Source organism: Rhizobium sp. BR 249, from assembly GCF_047445895.1.
Lineage (GTDB): Bacteria > Pseudomonadota > Alphaproteobacteria > Rhizobiales > Rhizobiaceae > Rhizobium.
The window spans coordinates 25,662-50,972 of record NZ_JARWKX010000007.1 but is presented as its reverse complement, the minus strand read 5'-3'; the positions used below and the strand labels follow the sequence as shown (position 1 = coordinate 50,972).

Sequence of the window (25,311 nt, the reverse complement as noted above, 5' to 3'; positions counted from 1 at the left end):
TCTGGGCCTTGTCCGGGAATGCTGCGGCTTTACACGATGGCCGCCCAAAGCTCAACCTGATCTCCGGCATGGCTGGGATGCGGCAGGCGATCGGCTCCGTCGCCGCTGCAGAATTGGACCGCCATTCCGGCCTCGACAAGCAGCGACCCGCTCGCTACTGAACGTACATGGCTAGGGAACCGGAAGATACAATCGCAAGCCGCATCAGCCGGGTGCTCGCGGAGCGCATCGTGCGCGGCGAGCTGCCGCCGGGCGCGCGTCTGCGGCAGGATCATATCGCCGAGGAGTTCCAGACCAGTCACGTGCCGGTACGGGAAGCCTTCCGCCGGCTGGAGGCGCAGGGGCTGGCGATCAGCGAGCCGCGCCGCGGCGTGCGCGTTGCCTCCTTCGATCTCGCCGAAGTGCGTGAAGTCGCCGAAATGCGCGCCGCTCTCGAAGTGCTGGCGTTGAAGCACGCCGTCCGGCACATGACCCCCGCCATCCTCGATGCCGCAGAAGCGGCGACGCGCGACGGCGATGCCGCCGCCGACGTCCATGCCTGGGAAGAAGCCAACCGCCGCTTCCATCGGCTGATCCTTTCCCCTTGCGCCATGCCGCGCCTGCTCGCCGCCATCGACGACCTGCATGCGGCGAGCGCCCGTTTCCTCTTTTCCGCCTGGCGTTCAGGCTGGGAGAGGCGGACGGACCACGACCATCGTGCCATCCTCGCCGCCCTTCGCCAGGGCAAGGCGGAAGAGGCTGCCGCCATCCTGCAGAAACACGTGCAATGGATCGGTCAGGCTCCGCGCGCCGCTCAAAAGGGTGGTGACGGAGAAGCCTTCGCTATCGTCGGCTGAATTTCAAAAAATTATAGATAATTTTTGAAGATAAAAATATAGAATGTAAAACAATGCTTTAAGGGCAAGTTATGCCCGCGGACTCGGGCTGGTTGATGTCGATTTGGCGTCAAAAATTGCTGAGGGCCTGCCTCTCGGGCTTGCGCTTGCGAAGAATCTTTCCCATAAAATAGATGATATGAAAAATTATCTATAATTTGAGAGGAAAGCCTCATGTCCATGTCTGAACCTTCCCACAGCCTCATCTTCGACCCTCTCCGTCTTTCCAGTCGGTCGCTGCCGATGAAGGCGGCTTTCGTCCTCTCAGGCACGTTCGTGCTGGCGCTCGCCTCGCAGATCGCCGTGCCGATGGTGCCGGTTCCCATCACCATGCAGACCTTCGCCGTCACCATGATCGGCGCGCTTTACGGCTGGCGTTTGGGCGCGCTGACCGTGCTTGCCTGGCTCGGCGAAGCCATGTTCGGTTTGCCCGTTCTCGCCAACGGCAGCGGCGGCCTGGCGCCCTTCGCCGGTCCGACTGCGGGCTACCTTGCCTCCTTCCCGGTCATCGCCGCTCTCGTCGGCTGGCTTTCCGAGCGCGGCTGGACAGGAGACCGGGTGGTGGCGAGCTTCCTGGCGCATTTTTCAGCCAATCTTCTTTGCCTTGCCATGGGCGGCCTCTACCTTGCCTCTCTGCTCGGCACGGAAAAGGCATGGGCTCTCGGCGTCGCTCCCTTCATCCTCGGCGCCGTGCTGAAATCCGCTCTCGCCGCCGCAGTGCTGAAGGGCATACGCATCTATGGCGGCCGGACGCGGCTCGATTGACCGTCCGGCTTCGCGCCCACCATCTGCTCTGCATGCTGACCTTTGTCGGTGAAGGCTATACACCTGCCTTCATCGCCAATTACCATCGCATCGCCGCGCGTCTTTCGGCCGGAGAGGAGATCGAAATCGTCTCCGGCCCCGACGATATCTGCGCGCCGCTTCTGGAAGATCCGTCGGCCCATTGTCGCAGTCCCGGTCCCGCACGCCGGGATGAGGCTGCGGCCGAAGCCATCGGCCGCCTGCTTCGCATCGCCGTAGGGCAGGGGACGCGGATTTCGCCTGACGAAAAGCTTTTGCGCCGCCTTCGCCTGCGCTTCGCCATGGAAGACATCCGCGGCGCCTGCGAAGGCTGCGAATGGAGCGAATTTTGCAGCGACGTCGCCGGCGGCGGCTTCCGAGACGTGCTCGTTGCGCCTTGTTAGCTTTCCAGCGGAAATAGCCTCAAAAACTGCCTGTCGCCTTCCGGGGAGAAGATGATGGAGCGGCTTTCGGCCGTCCGCCGCGCCCAGCCTTTGTCGAGGAAGCTTGAAAGCAAGGCCTTGCCGAGGCTGCCGGCAAGATGTGCCCGCCTTTCGCTCCAGTCGAGGCAGGAGCGGCAGAGTGGCCGCCGCGACGATTTGAGCGCGCCGACGTCGACGCCGATGCATTTGAGGTCGCTTTCGCCCTTTTCCGTCAGCGCGAGGCCCTCTCCGATAGCGTCGATCGATCCGGAGGAAATGAGGCTGTCGAGCATGCGCACGCCGTAATCGCCGGCAAGATGATCGTAGCAGATGCGCGCCTTGCGCAGCGCCGGCTCCTTCGGTCCCGGTCGGTGACGCAGATGGCCGCGTCCGGCCGCAAAGCCCATCATGCTTTCGATCAGCCGCGCGGCCGCCTCGTCGGCAAGCGTGAAATACCGATGCCGCCCTTGTTTGCGCTGGGAAAGCAGCCCGCCGGCTTCGAGCTTGGCAAGATGCGTGCTCGCCGTCTGCACGGTGATGCCGCCGACGCCGGCAAGCTCGGTCGCCGTCAGCGCCCGGCCGCCGGTCAGCGCCGCCAGCATGTTGGCGCGGGCGGGATCGCCGATGAGCGCGCCGATCTGCGCAATGTCAGGTCCTTCTTTCATACTTCGATCGTAACCGAAGCATCGCCGTCAGGCAATGTGCGAAAACGGATGGAGCGCAAAGGAGAAACCGATGATCACCTGCTTCATCCGATATGAGATCGATCCCTTCAAGAAGGAGGCCTTCGCGGAATATGCCCGCAACTGGGGCCAGGCGATCCCTCGCAACGGCGCCGACCTGATCGGCTATTTCGGCCCGCATGAGGGATCGGCAACGACGGCCTACGGCGTTTACAACATCGAAAGCCTGGCTGCCTACGAGGCCTACCGCACCCGACTCGCCGCCGACCCTCTCGGCCGCGAGAATTACGAATTTTCCAGACGCGAGCGCTTCATCCTGAAGGAGGACCGCATCTTCCTGAAGAACGTCTCCGCTCCTCACGCCAAGCTGGTGCTGTCATGATCGCCGTCATCTTCGAAGTCGTGCCCTATATGGGGGAACGCCACAAATATCTGGATCTGGCGGGCGAACTGCGCGCCGAGCTCGAAAAGATCGACGGCTTCATCTCGATCGAGCGTTTCGAGAGCCTGACGAACCGCGGCAAGCTGCTGTCGCTCTCCTTCTTCCGCGACGAGGAGGCGGTCAAGGAATGGCGCAACCGTGAAGCCCATCGGGCCGCCCAGCAGGCCGGCCGCGGCGGCATCTTCGCCGATTACCGTCTGCGGATCGCCAATGTCGTGCGCGATTACGGCATGTTCGAACGCCACGAGGCACCGGCCGACAGCCGCAAGGTTCACGATGCAGCGTGAGGATGGGAGGGTGGCCGCCACAATAAAATCCCGAAATCGGCCACCGCTTCAGGCTTTGGTAACTAAGTTGCGTAACCATAACGGAGAGTTAAGCGTAGAGCGTATGAGTGAGTATCAGAATGGCATCAGTTTTTCCGCTTGCCGACCTCAAGGCTTCCGTCAAGGCGGACTCCTGGGTTGACACGATCATCAAGGGCGACTGCGTCAGCGCCCTTGAAGCCTTGCCCAACCACTCCGTCGACGTGATCTTCGCCGACCCGCCTTATAATCTCCAGCTCGGCGGAACGCTGCATCGTCCCGACCAGTCGCTGGTCGATGCGGTCGATGACGAATGGGATCAGTTCGCCTCCTTCGAGGCCTATGACGCCTTCACCCGCGCCTGGCTGCTGGCCTGCCGCCGCGTTCTGAAGCCGACTGGCTCGATCTGGGTGATCGGCTCCTATCATAATATCTTCCGTGTCGGCGCCACGCTGCAGGATCTGAATTTCTGGATCTTGAACGACATCATCTGGCGCAAGACCAACCCGATGCCGAATTTCAAGGGCCGCCGTTTCCAGAACGCCCACGAGACGATGATCTGGGCAAGCCCGAATGCCAAGGCCAAGGGCTATACCTTCAACTACGATGCGATGAAGGCTGCCAATGACGATGTGCAGATGCGCTCCGACTGGCTCTTCCCGATCTGCAACGGTACGGAGCGTCTGAAGGGCGAGGACGGCAAGAAGGTGCATCCGACGCAGAAGCCGGAAGCGCTGCTTGCCCGCGTCATCATGGCCTCGACCAAGCCGGGCGATATCGTGCTCGATCCCTTCTTCGGCTCGGGAACGACGGGCGCCGTCGCCAAACGCCTCGGCCGCCACTTCGTCGGCATCGAGCGCGAGCAGGATTATATCGATGCGGCCTCGGCCCGCATCGCTGCCGTCGAGCCGCTCGGCAAGGCGGAACTGACCGTTATGACCGGCAAGAAGGCTGAGGTCCGCGTCGCCTTCAACGTGCTTGTCGAAAGCGGGCTGATCAAGCCCGGCCAGGTGCTGACCGATGCGAAGCGCCGCTACAGCGCCATCGTCCGCGCTGACGGCACAGTGGCCTCCGGCGGCGAGGCCGGCTCCATTCATCGTCTCGGCGCCAAGGTGCAGGGTCTCGATGCTTGCAACGGATGGACCTTCTGGCATTTCGAAGACGGGCAGTCCCTGCGCCCGATCGACGATCTCAGGTCCGTCATCCGCAGTGATCTGGCAAAGGTGGATTGAGCAGCGCCTTCGCGGGATCGAGATACCTTCTTCCGGTTTCCTCCAGTTGCGGGAGAAGGCCAAGGCGCCCGGGGCTTGAACCCCGGGCGTCTTCTATTTCTGAGGTGCTGTTTCAGAAATCCTTGTAATCGGTGACCTCGACGCGCCTGATGCGGCCGTCTTCATCGAAGGTGATGGTCTCCTCGCCCTCGCGTACCAGCGGCTTGCCTGTCTGGCTGTGGGTGGCGCGGAGCGACCAGACGGCGCGGCCGGAAAGCGGCGTCAGCCGCTCCACCAGCGAATTATCCGCCGTCTGATCGGGATAGTCGTCGAAATAGCGCCGGAAGGCGGCCATGATCTCCGCCCGCCCGGCAAGGCTGCCGACCCCGTTCGAGACATAGGTCGCATCCTCGGCGAAGTAGCCCTCGATAACGGGAAAATCGAGGGCGTTGATCGCGGCATGAAAGCGTTCGATTTCCTCTGCCGGGTCGAAGACCATGGGTCTCAGACCGTCAGGCCGTAAGCGGCGAGATCGCTGCGCAGTTTCTCCGCGCCTGAAAACAGCACCGCATTCCAGCCGAAGGCCTTGGCGCCTTCGACATTGGCCGGCGCGTCGTCGATGAAGATCGTCGCAGCCGGATCGAGGCCGAACGTTTTCGTATGGATCTCGTAGATCGCGATATCGGGTTTGATCAGGCCGACATCGCCGGAAACGGTGACGCCGCGCGGCAGGTTGAGGAAGGGAAAGCGCACTTGCGCTTCGCGGAAAGTGTCGGAAGCGAAATTGGTGAGCATCGTCACGTCGCGTCCTTCGGCGATCAGACCTTCCATGATCGCGACGCTGTCGTCATAGGCATGCGGCACCATCTCGTGCCAATATTTGCGGAAGGCGCGAATATGCTCCTCGCGGGCAGGGTGCTCCGCGATCAGCAGCGCTTCGGCATCCGCCCAGGTGCGGCCGCGGTCTTGCTCGACGTTCCAATCGTGGGTGCAGATATTGGCGAAAAACCAGTTGCGCTCGGTCTCATCAGGAATGAGGCGGCTGAAGGGAAGATGCGGATCGTAATGAATAAGGACTTTGCCGATATCGAAAACGATATGCTTTATGTCGGTGGTCATGGTCATCCTTTGGATGTTTTGAACGCGAGAGGAATAGCCGCTGCGATCGCTTTTTTCATGACGGTCGGCAAGGCCTGGGCTTCAAGATTTGTAACCGGCTCCCACCATCCGTCATTCGTGCCGACCCTGGCCACAACCGCCGTGCGGTAGATCGAAAGCCTGAGCTCGAAATGGGTGAAGACGTGGATGACGGTACCGCAGGCCTGCCAGGCGGCGTCGAAGGGAGCGGCTGAGGCCGAGGTCTCGCCGTCGATGCGCGCCGTCCAAGCCGTCGTCGGCACCTCGGTCATGCCGCCGAGCAGGCCGCTTTCGCCGCGCCGCCGCAATAGGATCTCACCCTCATCAGTCACCGCGATGAAGGCCGCCCCGTTTCGTACCGGCTTCTCCTTCTTCGCCGCCTTGACGGGAAAGAATTCGGGATCGGAAAGCCTGAGCGCTTCGCACGATCCCCTGAAGGGACAGAGCGAGCAGGCCGGCCGCTTCGGAGTGCAGATCGTGGCGCCGAGATCCATCATCGCCTGCGCAAAATCGCCGGGCCGATCGGCTGGCGTCATCATCGCCACCTTCTCCTTCATCAGCGGCTTGGCGGCTGGAAGCGCCGTCGTGATCGCATAAAGCCTGGAGATCACCCGCTCGACGTTGCCGTCCATGACAGCCGCCTGCCGGTTGAAGGCGATGGCCGCGACGGCCGCTGCCGTATAATCGCCGATGCCGGGCAGGGATTTGAGGCCTTCTTCGGTGTCGGGAAAGACGCCGCCATGCTGACGGGCTACGGCCTCGGCGCATTTCTTCAGGTTGCGGGCGCGTGCGTAATAGCCGAGCCCGGCCCAGGCGGCCATCACCTCGTCGTTTTCGGCTTCGGCAAGACCGATAACCGTGGGCCAGCGCTGGAGAAAACGCGCGAAATAGGGTTTCACCGCCTGCACGGTCGTCTGTTGCAGCATCACCTCCGAAAGCCAGACGTGATAGGGATCGGCCTTGACGCCGCGGGTCGCCATGCCGGGCGAGATGCGCCAGGGCAGGTCGCGGTGGTGCCGGTCGTACCATTCGAGGAGGGGCTTTGCCGAGGGCGTGTCGAGTGTCTTGGTCGTCATGATTTGCCGCAATGGGGGGAAGGCTCTATGCTTGGCGAAGCAACGCCGCGGGATCAAGCCGGTCGTGCGAATTGGCGGCGGCGCCTGAAGGTTTCGATGAGTTATCCACGCAAAGATGTGAAGCAGATTTCCGAGCTGGCGAACGGGCTGATCGATCCCGTCCTTGCGCGCCGCGCCGGCATCAACACGGCGCTGCTCGGCTCGTGGAGCGAAATCGCCGGCGAGGATTTCGCCGATTGTACCCGGCCGGAAAAGATCGCCTGGGCGCGCGGCGGCGATGAGGGCAGCTTCCGCCCCGGCGTTCTGACGATCGCCTGCGAAGGCGCGCGCGCTCTCTTCCTCACCCATGCCCAGGGCGAGCTCATCCAGCGCATCAACAGCTTCTTCGGCTTCGCCGCCGTCCACCAGATCCGCATCGTCCAGAAGCCGGTCTCCCAGGCCGTGCGCCGCTCCCGCGCCCCCGCGCCGCTGAAAGGCGAGGCCGCCCGCAAGCTTGAGGGTATGATGGAGGGCATCGAAGGCGACAAGCTGCGGCAGGCGATCCAGCGTTTGGGGACTGCGGTGATGGGGAAGCGGGGAAATCAACGCTAGCGTTTCATTTGCCTGCGGCGGGCCACTGGTGATCGAAGCTTCTGAGTGCTATATTTGTATAGCAAATAGGAGAAGATCATGCTGGCCTTGCGGTTGCCGCCAGAAATCGAAGCACGGCTCGATGAGCTTGCCAAGCGCACAGGTCGTAGTAAGAGCTTTTATGCGCGTCAAGCCATTCTCGAACATCTCGATGATCTCGAAGATATCTATCTCGCCGAAAAGAGGCTCGAAGAGCTTCGTCGGGGTGAGAGTGACACTGTCTCGCTGGCCGAACTGATGGCGCGTCATGGCATGGAAAATTGAGTTTCACCGAGCCGCCGAACGTGAGCTTGAGAAACTTGGACATGAGGCGGTTCGCCGGATACTCCGATTTCTCAACGATCGTGTTGCAAAGCTGGACGACCCCAGGTCCATCGGAGAGGCGCTTAAGGGGTCTGAACTCGGTGATTTCTGGAAATATCGCGTCGGGGACTATCGGGTAATCGCCAGTATCGACGATGGAGCTGTGCGAATCTTCATCGTGAGGATTGGTAACCGCCGCGATGTCTACCGATGAAATCCGCAAGCGGATCGATCGTGATTTTGTCTGGTTGTCTTCCCAAGGTCACAATTCTTTGAAGGAAGTTGGCGAACCGTGGCTTGTGGGCGGCCGCCAGCCGTTATATCGCACAGTCATGCCGCCACTCTCATTACTTATGGGGAACCCATGCAGATGTCCGAAATGCAACTGACGAAACGCCGCCTCCTGGGTGGGATCGCCATCGCCGCAGCTGCCGCAGCGCTTGCCGCCTGCAATGACAGCAAGGACGCTGCCGATGCTTCGTCCTCCGGCAAGACCATGGCCGACGGCACCAATGTCGACACCATCCAGACGGCTGCCACTTCGGGCACCGAAATCCCGCAGCCGGATGGCGATGTCGATATGGCTGAGGTGCTGAAGCCGGGTGCGCTGCCGGAAATGGCGCTGGGTAAGGCCGACGCCCCGGTCAAGATCGTCGAATACATGTCGATGACTTGCCCGCATTGCGCTCACTTCCACAACACCACTTTCGACACGATCAAGCAGAAATATGTCGACAGCGGCAAGGTGCAGTTCATCATTCGTGAATTCCCCTTCGACCCGCGTGCGGCCGCCGCCTTCATGCTCGCCCGCTGCAGCGCTTCCAATCCCGAGCAGTTGAGCACGCCGGAGCAGTATTTCCCGATGGTTTCCATGCTGTTCAAGCAGCAGCAGGTATGGGCCGCCGCCGACGATGGCCGCGCCGCACTGCTGCAGATGTCGAAGCTCGCCGGATTTACTGAGGATAGCTTCACGAAATGCTTGACGAACCAGAAGCTTCTGGATGAAGTGAACGCCACGCGGGAAAGAGGTTCCAAGGATTTCGGCGTCAACGCCACGCCGACTTTCCTCATCAATGGCAAGCGCTACTCTGGAGACATGCCGGTTGACACCATGTCGGCGCTCATCGACAGCCTCATCTGAAGCGGACCGTTTCGACATGACGGGCGACGGCGAAAGCCGTGCGCCCGTTTTTCGTTTTCAGCGCAGTTTGCGGATGAGGGGGCTTCCTGCCGTGGATATTTCCGCATGAAGTTCAACAAGCTGCGCCTGGTCGGCTTCAAATCCTTCGTCGAGCCGACGGAATTCATCATCGAGCGCGGTCTGACCGGCGTCGTCGGGCCGAACGGCTGCGGCAAGTCCAATCTCGTCGAAGCCCTGCGCTGGGTGATGGGCGAGAATTCCTATAAGAACATGCGCGCCTCCGGCATGGACGACGTGATCTTTTCCGGTTCGGGCAACCGTCCGGCGCGCAACACCGCCGAAGTAGCGCTCTATCTCGACAATTCGACGCGGACCGCACCCGCCGCCTTCAACGACAGCGACGAGATCCAGGTGACCCGCCGCATCGAGCGCGAGCAGGGCTCGCTCTATCGCATCAACGGCAAGGAAAGCCGCGCCAAGGATGTGCAGCTGCTCTTTGCCGATGCCTCCACCGGTGCGCGCTCGCCCTCGATGGTCGGGCAGGGCCGTATCGGCGAGCTGATCGCCGCAAAGCCGCAGGCCCGCCGCCAGCTACTGGAAGAGGCGGCCGGCATATCGGGCCTGCATTCCCGCCGCCACGAGGCTGAGCTTCGCCTGCGCGCCGCCGAGAGCAATCTGGAGCGTCTCGATGACGTCACCTCGCAGCTCGAAAGCCAGATCGAGAGCCTGAAACGCCAGGCCCGCCAGGCCAACCGCTTCAAGACGCTGTCGGCCGATATTCGCGCCCGCGAGGCGATGCTCCTGCATATCCGCTGGGTGCAGGCGAAAGAGGCCGAGGCCGAGGCCGACAGCGCGCTGAACCAGGCGACATCAGTCGTCGCCGAGAAGGCGCAGATCCAGATGGAGGCGGCGAAGCAGCAGGGTATCGCCAGCCTGAAGCTGCCGGAACTGCGCGAGGGCGAGGCCCGCGCCGCCGCCGCCCTGCAGCGCCTGCAGATCGCCAGAAGCCAGCTGGAGGAAGACGCCGGCCGCATCCTGCGCCGCCGCGACGAACTGACCCGCCGTCTCGCCCAGCTTGCCGAGGATATCCGCCGTGAGGAACGGCTGGTGGCCGACAATGCCGTCATCCTCGCCAGGCTCGATGCCGAAGAGGCTGAGATCGTGGAGATACTCGCCGATTCCGGTCGTTATGCCGAGGAAACCCGCGAGGCCTTCGAGGGGACGGCGGCAAAACTCGCGGACAGCGAGCGCATCTTCACTGCGCTGACCGCCGAGCGTGCCGAAGCCGCTGCCGGCCGCAACCAGCTGGAGCGCGCCATCCGCGATCTCGCCGACCGCCGGATGCGCCTCGAACGCCAGATGGACGAAGCGAACCAGGAATTATCGGCCATCAGCGAGAAGATATCAGGCCTGCCCGATCCCGAGGAGAAGCGTGCAATGGTCGAGGCCGGTGAAATCGCCGTTGCCGACGCCGAGGCTGCAGTCCAGGCGGTCGAACAGACGCTTGCTGCTGCCCGCCAGGCCGAGGCGCTGTCGCGCACGCCGGTCGAGCAGGCCCGTTCCGGTTTGAATGCGCTGGAAACCGAAGCGAAGACCATCACCCGCATGCTCGCTGCCGGTGCGGCGGCCGGGAAATTTCCGCCCGTCGCCGAAGAGCTGAAGGTCGACCGCGGCTTCGAAACCGCGCTCGGCGCAGCACTCGGCGACGATCTGGAATCGCCGCTCGATGCCGAGGCACCCGCCCATTGGTCTGAGAACGGCGACGGCGCCGCCGATCCCTCCCTTCCATCAGGCGTCACGCCGCTGCTCGACCATGTTCGCGCCCCCGCGGCGCTGACCCGCCGCCTGCGCCAGATCGGCCTCGTCACCCCAGGCGATGCGCAGCCGTTGATGGCGGCGCTGAAGCCCGGACAGCGGCTGGTGACGAAAGAGGGCGCTGTCTATCGCTGGGACGGCCATGTGACGGGAGCGGATGCCCCGAGCGCTGCGGCATTGCGCTTGGCCCAGAAGAACCGCCTGGCCGAACTCGAAGGCGAGGTGGCGCTTGCCCGGGACGTGCTTGTGGAAGCCGAGGAACGGCAGGCCGCCGCCGCCGAAGCGATCCGCGAACAGGAGCGGAAGCTTGCCGAAGCGCGCGACATGAGCCGTCTTTCGGTGCGCCATCTCGGCGAAGCGCGCGAAGCGCTGGCCGCGGCCGAGCGCGCCTCCGGGGACCTCATCCGCCGCCGTGACGTCGTCAGCGAGGCGGCCAGCCAGCTGCGGTCGCAGTTGGAGGAGATCGCCGTTCAGGAGGAAAATGCCCGCATCGAGTTGGAAGACGCGCCTGATCTCACGATGATCGACGAGCGGCTGCGCTTCCAGCAGGCGGAAGTCGCGACCGATCGCGGCGCGCTGGCCGAGGCGCGCGCCCGCCATGAAAGTCTTGCCAGGGAAAATGAGGCCAGGCAGCGCCGTATCGTCGCGATCGGGCAGGAGCGCGAGACCTGGCGCCAGCGGGCGGCAAGCGGCGAAGATCATGTCGCGACACTGCGCGAGCGTGAGGAAGAGGCGCGCGAAGAGGCGGCCGAGCTCGAAATGGCGCCTGATGAATTCGACGACAAGCGCCGCGCCTTGCTCACCGAATTGCAAAAGGCCGAGGAGGCGCGCCGCAACGCCGGCGATCTTCTGGCCGAAGCCGAACGTATTCAGCGCGAGGCCGACCACAAGGCTGCGACCGCGTTGTCCGAGCTTGCCGAATGCCGGGAACGGCGCGGCCGCGCCGAGGAGCGCCTCGTTTCCGCCCGTGAGAAGCGGCAGGAAAGCGAAAGCCGCATTCGCGAAGTCCTGAACGTGCCCCCGCACGAGGCGCTGCGTCTGACCGGCCGGCCGGCCATGCAGGCTCTTCCCGATTCACACGAAGTCGAGCGCGAGCTCGAACGCCTGAGGATCGAGCGCGAACGCCTCGGCGCCGTCAACCTGCGCGCCGACGAGGAGCAGAAGGAGCTGAGCGAGAAGCTCGAAGCCCTGATCAAGGAGCGTGACGACGTCATCGATGCGATCCGCAAGCTGCGCGGCGCCATCCAGAGCCTCAACCGCGAGGGCCGCGAGCGCCTGATCGCCGCCTTCGACGTCGTCAACGCTCAGTTCCAGCGGCTGTTCACCCATCTTTTCGGCGGCGGCACGGCCGAACTGCAATTGATCGAATCCGATGATCCGCTCGAAGCCGGCCTCGAAATCCTGGCACGGCCGCCCGGCAAGAAGCCCCAGACCATGACACTGCTGTCAGGCGGCGAGCAGGCGCTGACGGCGATGGCGCTGATCTTCGCCGTCTTCCTCACCAATCCGGCGCCGATCTGCGTGCTCGACGAGGTGGACGCGCCGCTGGACGACCACAATGTCGAGCGCTATTGCAACCTGATGGACGAAATGGCGGCCTCCACCGAAACCCGCTTCGTCATCATCACGCACAATCCCATTACCATGGCTCGCATGAATCGTCTTTTCGGCGTCACCATGGCCGAGCAGGGCGTCTCCCAACTCGTCTCCGTCGATCTGCAGACGGCCGAGCGCTTGCGTGAGATCGCCTGAGCAGGGCAGGCAAGCAAGTCGCGTCTTCCGCCGGAAATGGGCGAGCGACGGACGCAATTTCAGCAAACATCCGAGCGGTTTTGCGCCCGGAAATTGCGCAAAATCAAATGCCAAGCAATAAACACCAAAAAAGGTCGGCTCTCTTGCCCTCTGTACCCCATTTGGGTGATGCTCTTTTCGCTGACTTGCATTAGAAGTTGTTTCAACGCAACCTAATTACTTTGCTGGGAAGCAGGCAATCAAACGTTGCGCACTGTCGAATTTGCATGCGGTTTTCAGGGCGAGGGCAAGGCCGAAAACCGAAAGATAAGGTCAGGGCGGTTTCCATGAACCGCTTATGGGTTGAGGGACCCCCCGTCCGGTTTTCCTGGCCGGACGGAAACAAGGCTTTGCGGGACATGTTGCAGTCCCGCAAAGCTTTTTTTATGCCTTGCCATGTTTCAATCGTTTCGACCGTTCGCTGCACCCACATTTATTGTGCGTCGCAACATTTTGCCGCATTTGTCGATTTTCATTTCAACACCAAGGGATTAAGTTAACCCCGGTTTGGTGTTGGGGGGAAGATGACCAAGTGGGTCTATACGTTCGGCGACGGGCAGGCTGAGGGCCGGGCGCGCGACCAGGAGATTCTGGGCGGCAAGGGTGCCAATCTCGCGGAGATGTGCAGCCTCGGGCTTCCGGTGCCGCCGGGGCTGACGATCGTCAGCGATGCCTGTCACACCTATTACAAGAACGGCCGGCATATCGATGACGGCCTGAAGCAGCAGGTGCGTGCCGGCATATCAGGGATCGAGGCGATCACCGGCCGCCATTTCGGCTCCACCAGCCAGCCGCTCTTGCTTTCGGTGCGCTCCGGCGCTCGCGTTTCGATGCCCGGCATGATGGACACGGTGCTCAATCTCGGCCTCAATGACGAGACGGTGCAGGCGCTCGGCCACGATGCCGGCGACGCCCGCTTCGCTTGGGACAGCTACCGTCGCTTCATCCAGATGTATGCCGATGTCGTCATGGGCCTCGGCAACGACGCCTTCGAGGAGATCCTGGAAGACGAGAAGGCCAAGCTCGGCTACGAATTCGATACCGAACTCAGCGCCTCCGAATGGCAGCATATCGTCTCGCTCTACAAGAGGCTGATCGAGGAGGAACTAGAGCAGGAATTCCCGCAGGATCCCGAGGTCCAGCTCTGGGGCGCCGTTGGCGCCGTCTTTTCCAGCTGGATGAGCGCGCGCGCCGTCACCTACCGCCACCTGCACAATATTCCGGAAGGCTGGGGCACGGCCGTCAATATCCAGGCGATGGTCTTCGGCAATCTCGGCAATGCTTCGGCCACAGGCGTGGCCTTCACCCGCAATCCATCGACCGGGGAGAGGGCGCTTTACGGCGAATTCCTCGTCAATGCCCAGGGTGAGGATGTCGTGGCCGGCATCCGCACGCCGCACAGCATCACCGAGGAGGGGCGGCTGTCGTCCGGCTCCGACAAGCCCTCGATGGAAAAGCTGATGCCGGAGGCGTTCCGCGAACTTGGCCGTATCTGCACCGAGCTCGAGATCCATTACCGCGACATGCAGGATATCGAATTCACCATAGAACGCGGCAGGCTGTGGATGCTGCAGACCCGCGCTGGCAAGCGCTCGACCCGCGCGGCGATGAAGATCGCCGTCGATATGGTCGATGAGAAAGTGATCACCGAGGAGGAGGCGGTGCTGCGCATCGAGCCTTCGAGCCTCGACCAGCTCCTGCATCCGACGATCGATCCGCGCGTCAACCGCCAGGTGATCGGCACCGGGCTGCCGGCTTCGCCGGGTGCCGCGACCGGCGCTATCGTCTTCACCGCGGAAGAGGCGGTGGAGGCGGAAGCCGAGGGCCGCAAGGTCATTCTGCTGAGGGTCGAGACCAGCCCCGAGGATATTCACGGCATGCATGCGGCCGAAGGCATCCTGACGACGCGCGGCGGCATGACCAGCCATGCGGCGGTCGTCGCCCGCGGCATGGGCATCCCCTGCGTCGTCGGCGCCGGCACCATGCGCATCGATCAGCGCAACGAGCGGCTGCTCGGCATCGGCGTAACGCTCAAAAAGGGCGATGTCATCACCATCGATGGCTCGGCCGGCCAGGTGCTGAAGGGTGAGGTGCCGATGATCCAGCCGGAACTGTCAGGCGATTTCGGCCGCATCATGGGCTGGGCCGACCGCGCCCGGCGCATGACGGTGCGCACCAATGCCGATACGCCGGCCGATGCGCGCGCCGCCCGCTCCTTTGGCGCCGAGGGCATCGGCCTTTGCCGCACCGAGCACATGTTCTTCGAGGGCGAGCGCATCCATGTCATGCGCGAGATGATCCTCGCCGAGGATGAGAAGGGCAGGCGGCTGGCGCTCGACAAGTTGCTGCCGATGCAGCGTTCCGATTTCACCGGCCTCTTCACCGTCATGCACGGCCTGCCGGTGACGATACGCCTGCTCGATCCGCCGCTGCACGAATTCCTGCCGAAGACCGACGACGAGGTGGCCGAGGTCGCCTTCGCCATGGGCATGGAGGCTTTGGCACTGCGCCAGCGTGTCGATGCGCTGCACGAGTTCAACCCGATGCTTGGCCATCGCGGCTGCCGGCTGGCGATCTCCTATCCCGAGATCGTCGAGATGCAGGCCCGCGCCATTTTCGAGGCGGCGGTGGCTGCCGCGCACGAGACCGGGGCGGCTGTCGTGCCCGAGATCATGGTGCCGCTCGTCGGCCTGCGCTCCGAGCTCGATTACGTCAAGGCGCGCATCGATGCCGTCGCCGGCGATGTCATGCGCGAGGCCGGCATGAAGATCGATTATCTCGTCGGCACTATGATCGAGCTGCCGCGTGCAGCACTCCGCGCCCATATTATCGCCGAGGCCGCCGAATTCTTCTCCTTCGGCACCAACGATCTGACGCAGACGACATTCGGCATCTCGCGCGACGACGCCTCCGCCTTCATCCCCACCTATCAGCGCAAGGGCATCATCGAGCACGATCCCTTCATCTCGCTCGATTTCGACGGTGTCGGCGAATTGATCAGCATCGCCGCCGAACGCGGCAGACGCACCCGCAACGACATGAAGCTCGGCATCTGCGGCGAACATGGCGGCGATCCGGCCTCGATCCGCTTCTGCGAAACGATCGGGCTGGACTACGTCTCCTGCTCGCCCTTCCGCGTGCCGATCGCAAGATTGGCGGCGGCGCAGGCGGTGATCTCGGAAAGCAAGTGAGAGACGGCGGGCGCTCGGCCCGTCAATGATGATGCCGCCAGCGATCGCGGTAGATATAAGGCCCGTTCAGATCCCAGGCCATGCTCTGCATCAGCTCGGCACTCTGAGCCCGTGATTCCGCCCGCCGGTCGAGATCGATGCGCTGCAGGCAGGTGGCAAAACTATCTGTGCCGCGGCGGAAGCCATAGCTCAAACACTGCCGCTCATCCGCTGCCCGCCGCTCCTCCGGCGTCATCGTCTGGCAGGCGGCGAGGCCGGCCGTCACGGCGAGGAGGGTGATGAGAAGGGGGATGCGCATTGGGTTGGTCCTTGCTTTTCCAGAAGGAAATGCCATTCGGGCGAGGGCGTCAAGCCGAGATATCCGGCGGTCGCCGAGAATGCGTGACGACGTGAATAGTGTGCCGTGTGGCCCCCTCATCCGCCCTACGGGCACCTTCTCCCCGCTGGGGAGAAGAGGGGATCGAGACCTCGCGACACATCCCCTTCGCCCCAGCGGGGAGAAGGTGCCGGCAGGCGGATGAGGGGGCCGGCGACGCCGAGGCTAACCTCAAAAGGTCACCGGTCTCAACCCGTCCTTCGGCCCCCGCTGGGGAGAAGGGAAGATGGTTCCACTTTCGCCGCCCACCTTCCTATGCACAAGGGGCATTCCTCTGTATGAGGGGGCTTCAAACATTGGAACGAGCATGGCCATCCGCGATCGATTTTCGAAGAAACTGAACTGCCCGCAATGTGGCAATGCAGGCTTTGCCGAAGCCTCGGAGATCGACGATCCCAAGCGCAAGCACCCGGATTTCAAGGTCGATCAGCTGCCGCGCGGTTTTGGCGTGCAGCGCCCGTCCAATCACCAGGAAAGCTTCATGATCAAATGCGAATGCGGGCGCAAGTTTCCCTTCCGCAGCCTGTCTGAAGCCGCGGCGGAACGGGGCTGAAACTCAGGACCACACTCAGATCCGCTCCAGCACTTCGATGAAGGCATCGGCGAAGCGCATGAGATGGGCTGTCTCCTCATCGGGCGCCTGCATGCGGATTTCGGTGCCGTTGTGATCGAGCAGCGCCAGCACGACGCGCATCTCGTTGCCGTCATCGGGAATGCGCAGCACGGCGATGCGGCGGCAATCCTCGATCAGCCCGCCGGCCGGCAGATCGAACAGCAGCTCGCCGCCGGAACGGCCGGCCGCCTGGCGCACCGCCTCGCAGAAGCCGGCATCGCCGCCGGCATAACCTTCGAGTGAAAGTTCGAGCTCGAGCAGCTCCATCGGCAGCATCGGCTCGGTATGATCGATCCCGCCAAGCGCAGACGCCTGCGGTCTTGCTGCCATCTCGGGTGAAATCATCCCGTCTCTCCTGTCCACGACTTTGGAGATAAAACCGCGGCAGAATGGCCTTTTTTTGACATATCAGCAAGGGCTTATGTAGTGGCGCTCCACCTCCACCGTAGATTCCAGCGGATATGCTTGCGACAACAGTTTCAATTCAGCCGAATCTTGCCCCAGATCCGGATGATTTTAGGCCGGGCCGGCCTAAAATCTGAATCCGGATCTAAATCAAAGAAATAGAGCATGATGTCGTCCGAAAACCGCTTCACACTTTTCGGCATCATGCTCTAAACAGGGTTGTGGCGATTTGCGTGGTCCATGGCGCGGCGCTCACGAGCAACCGGTAAGTTTGATGGCCATCCGTTTCGACCGTCCCGTTTCCAGCGCCGCCCGCTTTTCGCGGCTGCTCGGGGCATTTTCGCTGGTTCTGGCGCTGGCGGTCCTCATCGCCCATCGCTTCGGCGGGCTGGCCACTCCTTATCTCGTGCTGCTGCTGATCGCCGCCGCCGGCTGCGCGCTGCTTGCGGCAATGCTCGCCGCGCTCGGCTTGCGCAGCCTCTGGGTATCAGGCGCCGAAGGCGGGCTCGCCGCGCTGGCGGCGCTGATCTATGCCGCTTTTCCGCTCTCGATCGGCGCGATGGCCGCCGAGCGTTATCTCAGCCTGCCTGATATCTACGACGTCTCCACCGATCCCGTCTCCGCCCCGGACTGGTTGTCGCCCCCGAAATCCGATCAGATCTGGCTGAAGCGCAATCCTGAAGTGACGCCGGAGGATCGCGAAAAGCAGATGGCCGCCTATCCCGAGTTGACCGGCCGGCGCTATGAGGGCGCGCTCGACCGCGTGCTGGAAGCGGTGCGCAAGGTCGCCAAGCAGAGCGGCTTTGTGATCGTCAGGAGCAGCGGCACGACCGAGCCGGACCGCGACCCCGAGGACAGGCCGGCAAAGCCTGCGCCCGGCGGCGACGAGGACGCCGTGGCTGACGCGCCCGGCATCGTCCCCGTGCCGACCCCGCGCCCCTATGACGACGATGTCGCCAAGCTGATCCGCGGCGCCAACGGCGTGACGCTGCAGGCGACCAACCGCACGCTGATCCTCGGCCTGCGCTTCGATATCCTCATTCGGCTCCGCGAAGAGGCCGAAACCACCTTCGTCGACATCCGCGTCGCCTCCCGCTACGGCCAACACGACCTCGGCTTCAGCGCCGCAATCGCCGGCGATTATCTGAAGGCGCTGGACGCCGAATTGCTTGGGATTGCGGGTGGGTGAGCCGCGGTGCCGCCAAAGGCGGCAGCAATCGATCCGGCGAATCGATTGCAGCGGCGAACGCCCTGAGCCCAAAGCGAAGGGCCGGGATAGGGTGCGGCAGGTTCGACGCTCTTACGCCGCTGCAAACCCGACGGTCCGGCGAGGCTTCCACCCCAACCTCCGTCATTCCTGTGCTCGTCACAGGAATCCAGTGCGCCCAGGTCCCTGGGCGCGGGAGACACCTTGCCTGGTAAGAATCATTCACCGCGCCGACGCGCGGTGGCTGGATTCCTGTGACAGGCACAGGAATGAGGGAGGAGAGGTGAATGCCCGTCAGCAATTATCAGTGGAGGGCTCCAAGGCAACGCGGGCAAACGCCACCCCTCACTCCACCACCAACCACCCCGTATACCGCACCACCAGCCCCGTCAGCCGCCCGCCGATCTCCACATGGAAATGGAACCGCCCATCGCGCTCCTCCTCATAGGTATCGCCGCCCGGCGCCAGGAACAGCGGCAAGGGAATGCCGCAGAACCGCCAGCCGCGCACCACGAGCCGCAGCTTCTGCCCCTCCGGCACCAGCGCCAGCAGCACCCGGAACGGGCCGAAGACCTCGGCGAGCAGGTGGCGGTCGCGGCCGGTGCCCTCGGCCTGCCAGCTTTGGAAGCTTCTGTTCCCGAAGGTACGCGTCCAGACCTCCCGATCGCCATCGGTGGCGAAGTGCACCGTGACCGGCACATCCTCTCCGGCTGGAGGAAAACCGATGACGCTCGCGATCAGCCGGGCAAGCAGCCCGCCGCCGCGCTCGATCCGCGCCCGGCCGGAGGCGAGGCGGGTGCCGCCTCCGTGGATCGCGGCAAGGGCCGGCGGCAGGCTCTCCCAGGCGCTGCCGAGGGCTCGCCGATAAAGCGGTTGGGTCTCTTCCTCGCGGTCCAGCCGGATGCCTGATGTGATTGAAAAACGCCGGAAGGCCGCTTCGAAATCCGCAAGCCGCAATTCCCCCGCCGCCGGCCGCGCACCGCTTTCCGGCCGCTGGCCTTCGAGCAGCCGGCGCACCAGCGCCTCCACGCCGATCACCGGAATGAACGGCCCGTCATCGCCTTCGGCAATCAGATGCCAGCCGGCGGTCAGCCGCCGCCCCTCGCGATCGAGCCCGCCGGCGCGGACGAACATGCCGCCGCGATGGGCGCCGAGGGCGAAGCGATGGCTGGCGGCCTGCAGCGCCCGCGAAAAAGGCTTCAGCGAGGGCAGCAGTCGAAGGTTTACCAGCCGGGCGGCAAAGCTCAGCAGCCGCTGCAGCGCCTGCGGCTCGGTGCCGACGCCGGTGAAGGTGGATTGCAGGCCGGCAATGTGCTGCGGCAGCAGCGCAAGGTCGGGTGCATCGACCAGCAGGAAAGTCCGGCTGGCGAGCGGCGCCACGTCAGGCGGGGCGATCGTCACCCGCATTGCATCGATCAGCCCGCGCCCCTCGGCCGGCCGCCCCCCGGGCAGCACCGCCACCGGCTTGCCGGCATAGCTCGCGATGGCTCTCACGACATTGAGGCCGATCTTCACATGCGCCGACGGGGCAATGCCCGCCGCTACGCTTTCGATGCGGGAGAAATGCGGCGCCATCGCCTGCAGCGCCGCGAAGGAGAGGGCAGGCAGGCTGCTGAGCCCCGAGAGTACGAAGGTGCCCTTGGCCTTCGCCTGCGCATCGAGCCCGCCGATGCCGGCGACGAAACCGGTACTGTCGGCGATATCGGCATAATCGATGCCGAGGTCGATGCAGGCCTGCACCACCTTATAGGCATCCCCAGTGAAGCTCTGGAACGGCCCCGAGGCATCGACGACGAGATCGGGCTTGAGCCGCGTCAGCTGTTCGGCGAGATCACCGTCGCGATCGAAAGCGACCGCGTGCAGCGTCGCCCCAAGATCGTTGCCGCCCAGCCGTCCCGCTCCACCTTTCGGCGATCTCATATCGGCGACGAAATCATCGGCCTTTTCAAGCGAGCGCCCGGCGATCAAGAGCCGGATCCGGGGTTCTTCGCCAAGCAGCCGGGCCAGCCGGCCGCCGAAGGTGCCGTAGCCGCCGATGATCAGCAGGGAAAATCTCTGGCCGCTCATGCGATGAAACGGCTGCGCTGCTCCGGCGTCGGCACCATGCAGCTTTGGCGGCCGGCGATTTTCAGCCGGTTGCGGGCGATGAATTCATAAAGCACATCGGCGGCGCGCCGCGGCAGCAGCCGGAACAGTCTGACCAGCGAATAGGGAAAGCCGAGCCCCGCCACCATGCGGATCGAGCCATCGGATTTGAAGAAGGCGCGGCCCCCTTCGATGAGGATATTGGTTTCGTAATCGCGGGAATCGAGCCCGTAGTGCCGGTAGAGCGCTTCGCCGAGTGGCGTCTGCGCCGCCAAGAAGCGGTAGCGCTGCCGCTTGTCGTGCTTCAGCGCGAACTTCACCCAGCCGGAGCAGAACACGCATTCGCCATCGAAGACGATGAGCGGTCGGTCGTCGGCAAAGGCGGGGACCGCGGGATCGTTGCGATAGCTGTAATCGGCGCGCGCCATGCTCATTTTCCCATCATTTTCCTGTCGCCGGCCGGTAGCTGGCGGCAAGCGAAGGCGGCCCATCCGCGGCAATCTCGCCGCGCTCCAAGAGATGCTCAATATGGGCGAGCACGGAAAGCGCCGCCGCCCCATGCAGCTTCGGATCGGTATCGCGATAGATCGCCTTCACCATCTCCGATATCTCGCGATCGCCGGCCACGATCCGCGCCAGCACCGCCCGCTCACGCCCCAGCCGATGCGCCTTCAGCGCCGGCAGGAAGGTCTTGGGCTCCCTGACCGGCCCGCCATGGCCAGGAAGCAACAGCCCGTCCTCACGCCCGATCAGCTTGTCGAGCGAAGCCATATAATCCGCCATCGAACCATCCGGGGGCGCGACGATCGAGGTCGACCAGGCCATGACATGATCGCCTGAGAACAGGATCTCGCGGCCTTCGAGCGCGAAGGCGGCATGATTGGCCGTATGCCCCGGCGTCAGCACCGATGTCAGCGCCCAGCCATCGCCCGCAATCGTCTCGCCGTCGCCGAGCGCGAGATCCGGCACGAAATCCAGATCCGAGCTTTCGGCAAAGGGATTGACCTCGCCCTCCCTCAGCCGCCGCGCCGGCCGATGCGGCCCTTGCCCCACCGTCACCGCCCCGGTCGCCGCCTGCAGCCGGCGGGCAAGCGGCGAGTGATCGCGATGGGTATGGCTGACGAAGATATGCGTCACCTCCCGCCCGCCGATCGCCGCCATCAACGCGGCAAAATGCGCCTCATCCTCCGGCCCGGGATCGATGACGCCAAGCGAAGAAGAGCCGACGAGATAGCTGTTGGTGCCGAAAAAGGTGAACGGCCCGGGATTTTCCGCCGTGACCCGCGCGATACCGGAAACAACCGGCACGGCCCGCCCATAGGCCGGCTCGAAAGCAAGGTCGAATGCGGGACTTTCCATGCGGGGCGATGATCTCGAGGGCGACAATAACACCTCATGCTAGCACGCCGCCCGGCACTTCGCGCGCATAAATCTGCCTGAGGCTTAAACTTAGTCATTGTGACGGGCAAAGAGCTTTGCTAATCAGGCGCGATCCGAGCAAGCGGTTCGCCGCTCAAGGCTCTGGTGGGGCGTCGCCAAGCGGTAAGGCAACGGTTTTTGGTACCGTCATCCCTGGTTCGAATCCAGGCGCCCCAGCCAATATTCTTTCGATTCTTCTATTGGTTAGTGGCGCTGACTTCGATGTCCGTTGGAGTATACTTCTGCGGACAACTGCCCATACCCGCCTTATACCCTTTATGCTATCGCGGAGGCTTGCGCTGGAAGATCGTATACACCACCGGCGGAAAGTTTGGATGTGCCAAATCGACAGCGCTGTATGGTGGAAAAGGCTGCACGAAAGAACTCGAATCCCCTCGGTAAAACTTCCCAATATGATGAAGTCGTCGCGACGCTGTTGGCGGGCGCCCAACTTATAAGCAACGGCGAGACGCAGCTGTCGCACGTCTCAATGGAAGCGGGCCAAGTTCGTTACACCGCGCAATCGGCAAAGTGCAGACAGCGTTGGAAGCTGTGTTAAATGGTCAGCTGTCAAGCCGGTGAGTACTGAGCCTAGCCGGGTTGTGTGCGGGCCGCGAATATGGTCTCACAAAACGAGCGTCTATATACATCTAGGATTTCGTAGTGGCACTTATTGGCGACTTTTACATTATTCCACCGGACCAGTGGTTGTTTCCCACACATGGCGACGTAATGGACGCCAAACGCCGTGCAAATGCTAGTTTTGAAGCAACTGGGTCCTACGAGACAGCAGCCTCGCAGATAGAAGAGTTTGTCCGGCAATGGGCGCTCGCCCGCATTATCGATGTGTACAAATATCCAAAGGAGTGGCTCGGCGAACGTCTGATAATTGAAGAGCCTGTGAAAATGGGCTCCACAGAGAAAGAGGCCGATATATCAATCAAAAATATCAATCGCCGGACCTTTCTGTACGTAGAAGCGAAAAGATTAAGTGGCAGCGATGATGAATTTGTCGAGGCCGAGAGGCAGCTTGAGACGTATCTCGCGTCAACACATACCGCAACTATTGGATTGGTAACCAATGGAATGCGAACCAAGGTGATCCGCAAAAAGATCGATCCCAATGATTTCGAATACATAGTTGATCTCCCGTCATACGGGGCAGACGTGGCATCCCGCGTTCAGCTTGTGCGCGAAGCTCCCGATGTTGGGAAAAAGCGCTCGACCGGTTTGCGCCCTATATCGGAAGACTACGAGCGCGTACTATTTGATTGCCATAGTACCGCACGAGACGTTGACGGTCTCCATGCAGATGAGGCGTTGGACGAAATATGCAAAGTTCTCTACGCAAAAATATTCGATGAACGGCAAGTAACGAAGCAAGCCGTTGGCACACCCTTCAAATTCCAGACTTTTGGTGCGAGCAACGCGTCTGAAGTAGCGTCGAACATACGAACGCTATATGAAGAAGCGAAAAATACAGATGTCGAAATATATTCGAAACGTATTCCCGGTTACGAGCGTTCGCGCGGGGTATTTAAACAGCAAGTTCGCCTCAGCGACATTGCTTTATATCGAGTTGTAGAACGGTTGCAGGAATTTTCACTGATCGACAGCTCTGAAGATATAAAAGGGAGAGCGTTCCAGAAGATACTAGGTAGTGCAATCCGTGCGGGAATGGGCCAATACTTCACGCCAGATCCAATTGTTGAATTAGCAATTGAGGTGATTGACCCCCAAGCCGACCACTTGATACTGGACCCATTCTGCGGCTCAGGCCATTTTCTTACAAAGGCTTTGCAGCATGTTGTGCGGGAGCAAGGTGAGATCATGCCGCCACATGCATTGCACGAGTTCAAATTTTTCCATCTTCATGGCATCGAGAAATCTGATCGAATGGTCCGTATTGCTATGACGGACATGATGCTTCATGACGACGGCCATACCAACATCCGCAATCAGGATGCTCTACTGAGTTTTGAGAACTACCCTGATATTACCGCACTCAACGAAGTGAATGAGGAGAATGCGGCGCAGCAGAATTTGAACCCCGCGGTGTTCGACGTAGTCCTGACAAACCCTCCCTTCGGCAGCATAATGCGGCAAGAAGTGATGGAGATGATTGGGCGCTTTCATCTTGGCCATAAGAAAAAGTCCCTTCCACTCGAAATTATAGGTTTGGAGCGCAGCCTGCAGTTTTTGAAGCCAGGAGGACGACTTGCGATCGTGCTCCCTGAGCATTTGATGAAGGGCAAAATGCAGCCTTTGTTCGTGAATGGCTACGCAACGTTGCACACGTTAAGGCTATATTCTTCTTCCCCGAGGAAGCTTTTACGCCATTTGGGGCCATGGTGAAAACGTGCCTTCTAATCCTACAAAAATTCAAAGCTGGCGAGGTAATGCAACCCGATGCGCCAACATTCCTGTGTGAGGTGGAGAACTTAGGATACGAGGCGACCGGAAAACCTAAAGCTGGTACGGAAGTTCCGTCGGCCATCGAAGCATTCAAGCAAAACGTGAGGTGGAATTGAAAACTTTGATTCGCACGCAAAACCATTTTAAAGCCGCCGGGCGTTGGGACATCGATTTTCACCTCCCGCCTGTTGAGATTGAGCGGTTTCACAAAAAGCTGATCAAGAAAGTTGAGGATGTCGCGTTTGTCGCAACAGAGAAACGCGATCCGACTGCGACGCCAGAGGATGTGTTCAAATACGTTGATATCGCTAGTATTGACGTGCAAACCGGGGAGGTCATAAATCCCCAAGACCTTTCTGGTGAAGAAGCACCTTCGCGGGCCCGTAAGGTCATTCGCGCTTTCGACGTGCTGATTTCGACCTGCCGTCCTACCCGTGGTGCTATAAGCGTGGTACCTGTAGAGCTACACAACCAGATTGCTTCCACCGCTTTTACAGTGTTGCGTGCTAAGCCGGGAATCAATCCATATTACCTTCACTACGCAATCAGGTTAACGAGTACACTCGAACAATTTCGCAAATGGAGCACCGGTTCTAGTTATCCAGCGATCCTTGATGGGGACGTGTTGAAGACTCGTATCCCGGTGCCGGATCTAAAAGAACAAGAGGAAATTGCAGCTCAGATCATGCGTGCTTTTGTCGTGCGCGATCAAGCTATCAAGGATGCAAACGCAAACTGGCTTAGCAAGCTCGATGGCATTACAGGCGCGCTTGGTAAAGGTGGTGCCAAGACAGTTGTGGGCGATACGTCACTAGAAACAATCGAAGCCACGTTGAACGATCTTCCTCCACTGAAGTTCGATCCACCGGGCAGACGTGGTCGCAACCGCTCCGATGATGAACCGCTTCTCGACCTCATTGCTGAAGCCGCGTAGTCAGATTATCGGCATACACAAAGGTGGACATTGTGTCCCCTTAGCCACCCGA

Annotated in this window: 25 protein-coding genes, 1 tRNA gene and 1 pseudogene; 17 read left to right on the top strand and 10 right to left on the bottom strand. The window is 61.9% G+C overall.

The genetic code is table 11. The features are described 5' to 3' along the window. Positions 1-167 precede the first annotated feature (167 nt). The 3 genes from QD408_RS08730 (at position 168) to QD408_RS08720 (ending at position 2,062) form a co-directional block, all read left to right on the top strand. Complete coding sequence (locus QD408_RS08730; protein ID WP_414139040.1) at positions 168-836, top strand: GntR family transcriptional regulator; 669 nt, start codon at positions 168-170, stop codon at positions 834-836. A gap of 213 nt (positions 837-1,049) precedes the next feature. After that, entirely contained in the window at positions 1,050-1,640 is a 591-nt protein-coding gene (locus tag QD408_RS08725; RefSeq protein WP_414139039.1) for a biotin transporter BioY, read from the top strand. Then, positions 1,637-2,062 carry a DUF1284 domain-containing protein gene (locus QD408_RS08720; RefSeq protein WP_414139038.1) on the top strand — a complete coding sequence of 142 codons (426 nt, stop codon included), beginning with the start codon at positions 1,637-1,639 and terminating at the stop codon, positions 2,060-2,062. The genes QD408_RS08725 and QD408_RS08720 overlap by 4 nt, the downstream gene beginning before the upstream one ends. Here the strand turns inward: QD408_RS08720 and QD408_RS08715 are convergent. After that, positions 2,059-2,745: an ArsR/SmtB family transcription factor gene (locus tag QD408_RS08715; protein WP_414139037.1), complete on the bottom strand. Its 687-nt coding sequence runs from the start codon at positions 2,743-2,745 to the stop codon at positions 2,059-2,061. The two genes, QD408_RS08720 and QD408_RS08715, sit on opposite strands and share 4 nt — an antisense overlap. Positions 2,746-2,815: 70 nt before the next feature. On the opposite strand from QD408_RS08715, the gene QD408_RS08710 reads away from it, so the two are divergent. The 3 genes from QD408_RS08710 to QD408_RS08700 all read left to right on the top strand — a co-directional run bounded on the left by QD408_RS08710 (position 2,816) and on the right by QD408_RS08700 (position 4,742). Continuing rightward, positions 2,816-3,145, top strand: coding sequence for an NIPSNAP family protein (locus QD408_RS08710; RefSeq protein WP_414139036.1), 330 nt, complete (start codon positions 2,816-2,818; stop codon positions 3,143-3,145). Further along, positions 3,142-3,492 (top strand): antibiotic biosynthesis monooxygenase family protein, encoded by a 351-nt coding sequence (locus QD408_RS08705; RefSeq protein WP_414139035.1) that lies wholly within the window; start codon positions 3,142-3,144, stop codon positions 3,490-3,492. Before QD408_RS08710 ends, QD408_RS08705 begins: the two co-directional genes overlap by 4 nt. 119 nt (positions 3,493-3,611) lie before the next feature. Continuing rightward, positions 3,612-4,742: a site-specific DNA-methyltransferase gene (locus QD408_RS08700; RefSeq protein WP_414139034.1), complete on the top strand. Its 1,131-nt coding sequence runs from the start codon at positions 3,612-3,614 to the stop codon at positions 4,740-4,742. 112 nt (positions 4,743-4,854) lie between these two features. Here QD408_RS08700 and QD408_RS08695 read toward each other — a convergent pair whose 3' ends face one another. From QD408_RS08695 to mutY, 3 genes are read right to left on the bottom strand one after another with little or no spacing between them, the layout of a single operon-like run. Beyond that, positions 4,855-5,220 (bottom strand): nuclear transport factor 2 family protein, encoded by a 366-nt coding sequence (locus QD408_RS08695; RefSeq protein ID WP_414139033.1) that lies wholly within the window; start codon positions 5,218-5,220, stop codon positions 4,855-4,857. A gap of 5 nt (positions 5,221-5,225) precedes the next feature. After that, on the bottom strand, positions 5,226-5,840 hold the full coding sequence (locus QD408_RS08690) for an HAD family hydrolase (protein WP_414139032.1): 615 nt from the start codon (positions 5,838-5,840) through the stop codon (positions 5,226-5,228). A gap of 2 nt (positions 5,841-5,842) precedes the next feature. Further along, positions 5,843-6,934: an A/G-specific adenine glycosylase gene (mutY, locus tag QD408_RS08685; RefSeq protein WP_414139031.1), complete on the bottom strand. Its 1,092-nt coding sequence runs from the start codon at positions 6,932-6,934 to the stop codon at positions 5,843-5,845. A gap of 96 nt (positions 6,935-7,030) precedes the next feature. On the opposite strand from mutY, the gene QD408_RS08680 reads away from it, so the two are divergent. The 6 genes from QD408_RS08680 to ppdK all read left to right on the top strand — a co-directional run bounded on the left by QD408_RS08680 (position 7,031) and on the right by ppdK (position 15,805). Beyond that, positions 7,031-7,525 (top strand): DUF721 domain-containing protein, encoded by a 495-nt coding sequence (locus QD408_RS08680; protein WP_088680731.1) that lies wholly within the window; start codon positions 7,031-7,033, stop codon positions 7,523-7,525. A 78-nt stretch (positions 7,526-7,603) separates the two neighbouring features. Then, positions 7,604-7,828, top strand: a complete 225-nt coding sequence (locus QD408_RS08675) for a DUF6290 family protein (RefSeq protein ID WP_088680732.1) — start codon at positions 7,604-7,606, stop codon at positions 7,826-7,828. After that, positions 7,812-8,081 carry a type II toxin-antitoxin system RelE family toxin gene (locus QD408_RS08670; RefSeq protein ID WP_088680733.1) on the top strand — a complete coding sequence of 90 codons (270 nt, stop codon included), beginning with the start codon at positions 7,812-7,814 and terminating at the stop codon, positions 8,079-8,081. Before QD408_RS08675 ends, QD408_RS08670 begins: the two co-directional genes overlap by 17 nt. 156 nt (positions 8,082-8,237) lie before the next feature. Next, a complete protein-coding gene (locus QD408_RS08665; RefSeq protein WP_414139030.1) occupies positions 8,238-9,008 on the top strand; it encodes a DsbA family protein in 771 nt (256 codons plus the stop codon). 105 nt (positions 9,009-9,113) lie between these two features. Next, on the top strand, positions 9,114-12,575 hold the full coding sequence (smc, locus tag QD408_RS08660; protein ID WP_414139029.1) for a chromosome segregation protein SMC: 3,462 nt from the start codon (positions 9,114-9,116) through the stop codon (positions 12,573-12,575). A 563-nt stretch (positions 12,576-13,138) separates the two neighbouring features. Next, complete coding sequence (gene ppdK / locus QD408_RS08655) at positions 13,139-15,805, top strand: pyruvate, phosphate dikinase (RefSeq protein ID WP_088680736.1); 2,667 nt, start codon at positions 13,139-13,141, stop codon at positions 15,803-15,805. A gap of 22 nt (positions 15,806-15,827) precedes the next feature. Here ppdK and QD408_RS08650 read toward each other — a convergent pair whose 3' ends face one another. Continuing rightward, positions 15,828-16,103, bottom strand: coding sequence for a hypothetical protein (locus QD408_RS08650; RefSeq protein ID WP_088680737.1), 276 nt, complete (start codon positions 16,101-16,103; stop codon positions 15,828-15,830). Between the two features lie 385 nt (positions 16,104-16,488). Here QD408_RS08650 and QD408_RS08645 point away from each other — a divergent pair, with 385 nt between their 5' ends. Beyond that, entirely contained in the window at positions 16,489-16,734 is a 246-nt protein-coding gene (locus QD408_RS08645; RefSeq protein WP_088680739.1) for a hypothetical protein, read from the top strand. 15 nt (positions 16,735-16,749) lie between these two features. On the opposite strand, the gene QD408_RS08640 is transcribed toward QD408_RS08645, so the two are convergent. Next, positions 16,750-17,139, bottom strand: coding sequence for a hypothetical protein (locus tag QD408_RS08640; RefSeq protein WP_088680740.1), 390 nt, complete (start codon positions 17,137-17,139; stop codon positions 16,750-16,752). Positions 17,140-17,473: 334 nt separating this feature from the next. Between QD408_RS08640 and QD408_RS08635 the strand changes: the two genes are divergently transcribed. Further along, positions 17,474-18,388 carry a DUF1499 domain-containing protein gene (locus QD408_RS08635; RefSeq protein WP_088680741.1) on the top strand — a complete coding sequence of 305 codons (915 nt, stop codon included), beginning with the start codon at positions 17,474-17,476 and terminating at the stop codon, positions 18,386-18,388. Positions 18,389-18,528: 140 nt separating this feature from the next. Here the strand turns inward: QD408_RS08635 and QD408_RS08630 are convergent. The 4 genes and pseudogenes from QD408_RS08630 to QD408_RS08615 all read right to left on the bottom strand — a co-directional run. Next, positions 18,529-18,686: pseudogene (locus QD408_RS08630) on the bottom strand (tRNA lysidine(34) synthetase TilS); the annotation flags it as partial. 65 nt (positions 18,687-18,751) lie between these two features. After that, positions 18,752-20,473, bottom strand: coding sequence for a DUF4166 domain-containing protein (locus QD408_RS08625; protein ID WP_414139028.1), 1,722 nt, complete (start codon positions 20,471-20,473; stop codon positions 18,752-18,754). Continuing rightward, complete coding sequence (locus QD408_RS08620; RefSeq protein WP_414139118.1) at positions 20,470-20,919, bottom strand: thiol-disulfide oxidoreductase DCC family protein; 450 nt, start codon at positions 20,917-20,919, stop codon at positions 20,470-20,472. The genes QD408_RS08625 and QD408_RS08620 overlap by 4 nt, the downstream gene beginning before the upstream one ends. Before the next feature lie 13 nt (positions 20,920-20,932). Next, entirely contained in the window at positions 20,933-21,850 is a 918-nt protein-coding gene (locus QD408_RS08615) for an MBL fold metallo-hydrolase (protein WP_414139027.1), read from the bottom strand. Positions 21,851-22,016: 166 nt separating this feature from the next. Here QD408_RS08615 and QD408_RS08610 point away from each other — a divergent pair. The 3 genes from QD408_RS08610 to QD408_RS08600 all read left to right on the top strand — a co-directional run bounded on the left by QD408_RS08610 (position 22,017) and on the right by QD408_RS08600 (position 25,259). Continuing rightward, positions 22,017-22,090: transfer RNA gene (locus QD408_RS08610), tRNA-Gln, on the top strand. 483 nt (positions 22,091-22,573) lie between these two features. Next, the gene (locus QD408_RS08605; RefSeq protein ID WP_414139026.1) at positions 22,574-24,265 is read left to right on the top strand and encodes a restriction endonuclease subunit M; all 1,692 of its coding nucleotides are present in this window, start codon (positions 22,574-22,576) and stop codon (positions 24,263-24,265) included. Positions 24,266-24,437: 172 nt separating this feature from the next. Continuing rightward, on the top strand, positions 24,438-25,259 hold the full coding sequence (locus QD408_RS08600; protein WP_190237368.1) for a restriction endonuclease subunit S: 822 nt from the start codon (positions 24,438-24,440) through the stop codon (positions 25,257-25,259). Positions 25,260-25,311 lie beyond the last annotated feature (52 nt).

Coding starts and splice junctions, on each gene's coding strand:
- QD408_RS08730 (WP_414139040.1), top strand. CDS start 168: ATGGCTAGGGAACCGGAAGATACAATCGCAAGCCGCATCAGCCGGGTG.
- QD408_RS08725 (WP_414139039.1), top strand. CDS start 1,050: ATGTCCATGTCTGAACCTTCCCACAGCCTCATCTTCGACCCTCTCCGT.
- QD408_RS08715 (WP_414139037.1), bottom strand. CDS start 2,745: ATGAAAGAAGGACCTGACATTGCGCAGATCGGCGCGCTCATCGGCGAT.
- QD408_RS08710 (WP_414139036.1), top strand. CDS start 2,816: ATGATCACCTGCTTCATCCGATATGAGATCGATCCCTTCAAGAAGGAG.
- QD408_RS08705 (WP_414139035.1), top strand. CDS start 3,142: ATGATCGCCGTCATCTTCGAAGTCGTGCCCTATATGGGGGAACGCCAC.
- QD408_RS08700 (WP_414139034.1), top strand. CDS start 3,612: ATGGCATCAGTTTTTCCGCTTGCCGACCTCAAGGCTTCCGTCAAGGCG.
- QD408_RS08695 (WP_414139033.1), bottom strand. CDS start 5,220: ATGGTCTTCGACCCGGCAGAGGAAATCGAACGCTTTCATGCCGCGATC.
- QD408_RS08690 (WP_414139032.1), bottom strand. CDS start 5,840: ATGACCACCGACATAAAGCATATCGTTTTCGATATCGGCAAAGTCCTT.
- mutY (WP_414139031.1), bottom strand. CDS start 6,934: ATGACGACCAAGACACTCGACACGCCCTCGGCAAAGCCCCTCCTCGAA.
- QD408_RS08680 (WP_088680731.1), top strand. CDS start 7,031: ATGAGTTATCCACGCAAAGATGTGAAGCAGATTTCCGAGCTGGCGAAC.
- QD408_RS08675 (WP_088680732.1), top strand. CDS start 7,604: ATGCTGGCCTTGCGGTTGCCGCCAGAAATCGAAGCACGGCTCGATGAG.
- QD408_RS08670 (WP_088680733.1), top strand. CDS start 7,812: ATGGCATGGAAAATTGAGTTTCACCGAGCCGCCGAACGTGAGCTTGAG.
- QD408_RS08665 (WP_414139030.1), top strand. CDS start 8,238: ATGTCCGAAATGCAACTGACGAAACGCCGCCTCCTGGGTGGGATCGCC.
- smc (WP_414139029.1), top strand. CDS start 9,114: ATGAAGTTCAACAAGCTGCGCCTGGTCGGCTTCAAATCCTTCGTCGAG.
- ppdK (WP_088680736.1), top strand. CDS start 13,139: ATGACCAAGTGGGTCTATACGTTCGGCGACGGGCAGGCTGAGGGCCGG.
- QD408_RS08650 (WP_088680737.1), bottom strand. CDS start 16,103: ATGCGCATCCCCCTTCTCATCACCCTCCTCGCCGTGACGGCCGGCCTC.
- QD408_RS08645 (WP_088680739.1), top strand. CDS start 16,489: ATGGCCATCCGCGATCGATTTTCGAAGAAACTGAACTGCCCGCAATGT.
- QD408_RS08640 (WP_088680740.1), bottom strand. CDS start 17,139: ATGATTTCACCCGAGATGGCAGCAAGACCGCAGGCGTCTGCGCTTGGC.
- QD408_RS08635 (WP_088680741.1), top strand. CDS start 17,474: ATGGCCATCCGTTTCGACCGTCCCGTTTCCAGCGCCGCCCGCTTTTCG.
- QD408_RS08625 (WP_414139028.1), bottom strand. CDS start 20,473: ATGAGCGGCCAGAGATTTTCCCTGCTGATCATCGGCGGCTACGGCACC.
- QD408_RS08620 (WP_414139118.1), bottom strand. CDS start 20,919: ATGGCGCGCGCCGATTACAGCTATCGCAACGATCCCGCGGTCCCCGCC.
- QD408_RS08615 (WP_414139027.1), bottom strand. CDS start 21,850: ATGGAAAGTCCCGCATTCGACCTTGCTTTCGAGCCGGCCTATGGGCGG.